Source organism: Winogradskyella undariae (genome assembly GCF_013285155.1).
Classification (GTDB): Bacteria; Bacteroidota; Bacteroidia; order Flavobacteriales; family Flavobacteriaceae; genus Winogradskyella; species Winogradskyella undariae.
The window spans coordinates 1-4138 of sequence record NZ_JABTEL010000036.1 but is presented as its reverse complement, the minus strand read 5'-3'; the positions used below and the strand labels follow the sequence as shown (position 1 = coordinate 4138).

Below are 4138 nucleotides of genomic sequence, written 5' to 3'. Positions count from 1 at the left end.
AGTTGCGTGTTTCAGCAACTAATTTAGTAAACAAAAACGAACGCGAGAAAATTCCGAAGGAATTTTCCAAATAAGCAGTGACCAAGCAATTAATTATACACGGTGTTACCTGCTGGCTTTTCTTTTTGGTATTTCATCTAAATTTAAATTCAAGGCTAAGTCTATGACTTTTTGAGGTGTATCTAAAGATTTCTCTAAATCTTTTAAGTGCAACCTGTTAGAGTTCACTTTGTAAATAAAACCACTATAACTTAATTTAGAAACTTCTTTATTAAATTCCTCTTGATATCTTTCTTTTAATTCAATAGTTATGCTTTCCAACCTATCTTTTATGACTAAGACTGTGTTAGATAGTTCTTTAATCCAATTTTTTAAATCCTCGAGAAATCTCACAATTTCAGTCTCTTTTTTATAACTCAGTTTTTGAATTTGCTTATGAACTTGCTCGATTTTCATATTCTCCCAATCTTTTGATTCAAGTACTGGTATTTGCCATTTTGACTGTTGCTCTTTCCAATAATCTCTCTCAACCTTTATCTGATGAATTTTAAATTCCGGTAACTCTATAATTGTCAAGTAACCTCCGTGACAAGCTCCTGTATCAATACCATAAGTATTGTTTTTGATTTTCGGTTTATTACCAACAACGTGATGACCATATATTATGGGTTTGCTTCCAGAATAATACTCTTCCCAATAAGTGTCTTCTTCATATTTTTTTTCTAAATATCTCGAACCAGAAGTAGTGCCTGACAACACTTCATTTTTTTGATTTTGAAGTTTTATATCGTGCTCAAAAAAAGCATGAATTATTATTGCCTCATTTGTTTCGTAATAATAGGGAAGAGTATCTACCCATTTAATAAAATCATCATATTTATCTGCAAACTGAACTTTTACAATTTCTTGAGAATAACTAAGAACTCCTCTAAGATGTTTTCTCTCATGATTTCCCATTAAAACAACAGCGTTTTTACGATTTTTAAAATATTCATAAAGTTCATAGGATTTATTGCCTCTATCTACGATATCTCCTAATGAAATAACCAAATCATTTTCAGTTATGCCTATTCTGTTTGATAACTCAATAAATTCATCGAAACATCCGTGTAAATCTCCAATAATATATGTTTTGCTCATCTTTTATACTGTGATTTCAAGCATTCCAATTGTATAGTCTTTTTCTAAATACCATTCATCCATTTCTGTAAAATAATCATAATCGCTATCCCAAACTTTATAACAATTTACGTGACAAGCCTCCAGCCCTGGATAAATAACATCTTCTTGTACAGTAGAAAATTCCATAATTAATCGAAACCGATTGTTTGGAAAATTTTCTTTTAGCATTACCGACAACCTTTTTAAGATTTCCAAGCCCATACCTAAGAATTCAAATACTTTCATTTTTTGGCATTCAGAATAACTAAAGTAGTCAGGGATTGAATCAAAGCCAATAATATAATCAAGCTCATTAATTCCTGCTTTTTCATTTATTCTTTCAGTAATATTTTTATTTGGGAATCGTTCTTTCAATAAAGCAGTTGTCTTCTCTATTTCTAATTCAAAATAGTTAGGTAAGTTTATAAAAGTAGATTTAAAATCATAGTCTAATTCATTTAGATGATAATCCATTATGTCATTCGTTCTAATCTTCATCAGTTAGTGATTTTCAGCTTGCAGGTAACGGTTTTGTGTATGGTTAGTTGCGTGTTTAAGCAACTAATTTAGTAAACAAAAACGAACGCGAGAAAATTCCGAAGGAATTTTCCAAATAAGCAACGACCAAAGCAATTAATTATACACGGTGTTACCTGCTGTGCTTACTTGATTTTGTGTTGCTTTTTAATCTTATTCCATTCCAATGATAGCTTATCATTCCATTTGTCAAATATCTTTCTATTTAGAGGTACAGAACTGTAAGATATTGATTTTTCATAACTTATTACGTTATCAATAATCAATGATTCTCGCTTGGACTTTTTCGTCGTGCTAAAAATCTTTTTAAAATTCGCAAAAACCATTTCAACGTTTTTGTTTAAACGATACAATTTCCTTAAATCATTTGCGACTGAAAATGGTAAAGCTAAAAGAATTACTTCAACAAATACATTATTTGGTGCAGTCAAAATTACTGACCACAAAACAACCCAAATTACTATCGTGTAAGTAATTTGTTTAGTCAGCATTTTAGATGATATGTTTTTAGTAAAAAATGAATTCTCAAAACAATTAACTCCCATTTTGTACACACCATTACTAATATCATCGTTTGTATAATATTCGTTTGAATTCGCATCAGCTAATTTTGTTTCCAAGCTATTATCCATAAAATCATTTTTTCTTTGAAGTTCCGCTCGATGATAAGTTTGGCTTTGAATTACTTCTAAAATAAAAAAGATAATTGCTATCAATGCGAGTATTCTTGAAAGCCAAAGAGATATATTTGGATTAGCTTCGATATTAAAATTATTTAAGACTATAATTGCAAGCGAAATTATTGTAGATGATATCAATAGCCAGTTTAACGCATTTGATAAATTGCTTACTGTCTTGTATAGTTTTGCGTGTGGAACTTGTTTAGTCATCTTTTGGATTTTTATTAGTATCGTGGCTGGCTTCAGGACCATACCAAACATTTGTTTCCAACCAAACTTCGTAGAAATACAACCAAGCTGAAGTAATTGGCAAAATGTATTTTGCAATTAGTTTATCTTTTGTCCATTTGAAATCTTTAGGATGATATAAACAGAGTGTTCCTGAAGTCTTGTAAAAGTGCGGTGGATTATCTACGAGTTCCGGCTCAATAACTTTTACTTGTGGTTTTAAATTACCACGATATTTTACTGAAATCTTGTATTTTCTGTATTCTGGTTTTGGTTGAAGTGTACCTACAAATTCGACTTCTGTGCTCTTTTTTTTAGTAACCTTAAATTGTGGATAAATTGATTTCATAGCACCAATTTGAACATCTACTTTGGTGGATTTATTTCTATATATCGCCATAAAATCCCTTTGATGCTGGTATATTTCTGCCTACTGATTCAGAAACAGCTCCAGTGGAAGATGATTTCAATAATCCGTCTGTCAATTTTTGAGAAAAAGATTTAGCCTCGTTGACGTCTGATATTATAAATTCTTTACCAAATACGTCTTTCCAGATTTGAAGAGCTTCTGCATTTTCTTTTTTATCTAAATGTTCTTTTGCTGTATTGAGTTTATCTTTTACTTTTTTAATTTTCTTTATAGCATCGTCATATTGGTTATTGGTTTTAAATTTAGCTTGCTCAAGATAATATTCAGCATTATTAAACCAAAGTCTTATTGCTTCCTCATAATTACCAAAGTTGTGAATATTAAAGTAGGTTATTAAGGTTTCTTCAATTTGGAAAGATGGAATAAGCTTTTTGTTTTCTCTGTTCCAATATTTTATTGCTTTTACAATGTCTTTTATTTTGTATCCATTGTCTCTATTACAATCATTTAAATTGTCAGTTAATTGTTTCGGATAACTATATGTCCAAGATTGTAAATCATAATTTGGTATTAAATATCCACCATTATTTCGCTCAAAACTTGGTAGTACATCGAAATTGATTGAATTTAACGTTACAGTCACACAAGGTCTATCTTGTGTCACTTTGTCTTTATAATGGGATATTGAATTTAATTTGTTCTTAATTTTGGTCAGAACAGCTTGCGGATTTGGTAGATTACCATATTCATCTGACCATTCAGACTCATTCAGGATGGCAAAAAGGTCAACGTCATCTAATGGTCTTATAATTGTATCTCGCTCGTATGAGCCATTTACAAATGTGCTATCTATATCTAAATCATTTTCTTCTCTGGTCAAGTGACCATCTAAATAGTCTGTTGAAGTTTGAATACTCTCTTCTTGTCTATCTGTTACTGAAACATTATCAATCAGTTTTTTTATCGTTTGTAATACTGTCGGCATATCTTAAAATTTTCTTAAAATGTTCAATTAATATGCCGAGATTTTTATTCAGACATTCTGTCAGTTTGTTGATAGCGAGCAGTTTATTCGCATTGCAGGTAACGTGATTGTGTATGATTAGTGGCGTGTTTAAGCACCTAATTTAGCAAATAAAAACCGAATAGAAAATCCGCGAGG

General features: G+C 30.6%; 5 protein-coding genes. All 5 read right to left on the bottom strand.

Annotated features, from left to right (window positions below; genetic code table 11):
- Positions 1-105: 105 nt before the first annotated feature.
- The 5 genes from HSX10_RS18440 to HSX10_RS18420 all read right to left on the bottom strand — a co-directional run bounded on the left by HSX10_RS18440 (position 106) and on the right by HSX10_RS18420 (position 3961).
- Positions 106-1140, bottom strand: coding sequence for a metallophosphoesterase (locus HSX10_RS18440; RefSeq protein ID WP_173589729.1), 1035 nt, complete (start codon positions 1138-1140; stop codon positions 106-108).
- Between the two features lie 3 nt (positions 1141-1143).
- Positions 1144-1659, bottom strand: coding sequence for a hypothetical protein (locus HSX10_RS18435; protein WP_173589728.1), 516 nt, complete (start codon positions 1657-1659; stop codon positions 1144-1146).
- Between the two features lie 164 nt (positions 1660-1823).
- The gene (locus HSX10_RS18430; RefSeq protein WP_173589727.1) at positions 1824-2588 is read right to left on the bottom strand and encodes a hypothetical protein; all 765 of its coding nucleotides are present in this window, start codon (positions 2586-2588) and stop codon (positions 1824-1826) included.
- A complete protein-coding gene (locus HSX10_RS18425) occupies positions 2581-3006 on the bottom strand; it encodes a type II CBASS E2 protein (protein ID WP_173589726.1) in 426 nt (141 codons plus the stop codon). The genes HSX10_RS18430 and HSX10_RS18425 overlap by 8 nt, the downstream gene beginning before the upstream one ends.
- Positions 2993-3961: an SMODS domain-containing nucleotidyltransferase gene (locus tag HSX10_RS18420; protein ID WP_173589725.1), complete on the bottom strand. Its 969-nt coding sequence runs from the start codon at positions 3959-3961 to the stop codon at positions 2993-2995. Before HSX10_RS18420 ends, HSX10_RS18425 begins: the two co-directional genes overlap by 14 nt.
- Positions 3962-4138 lie beyond the last annotated feature (177 nt).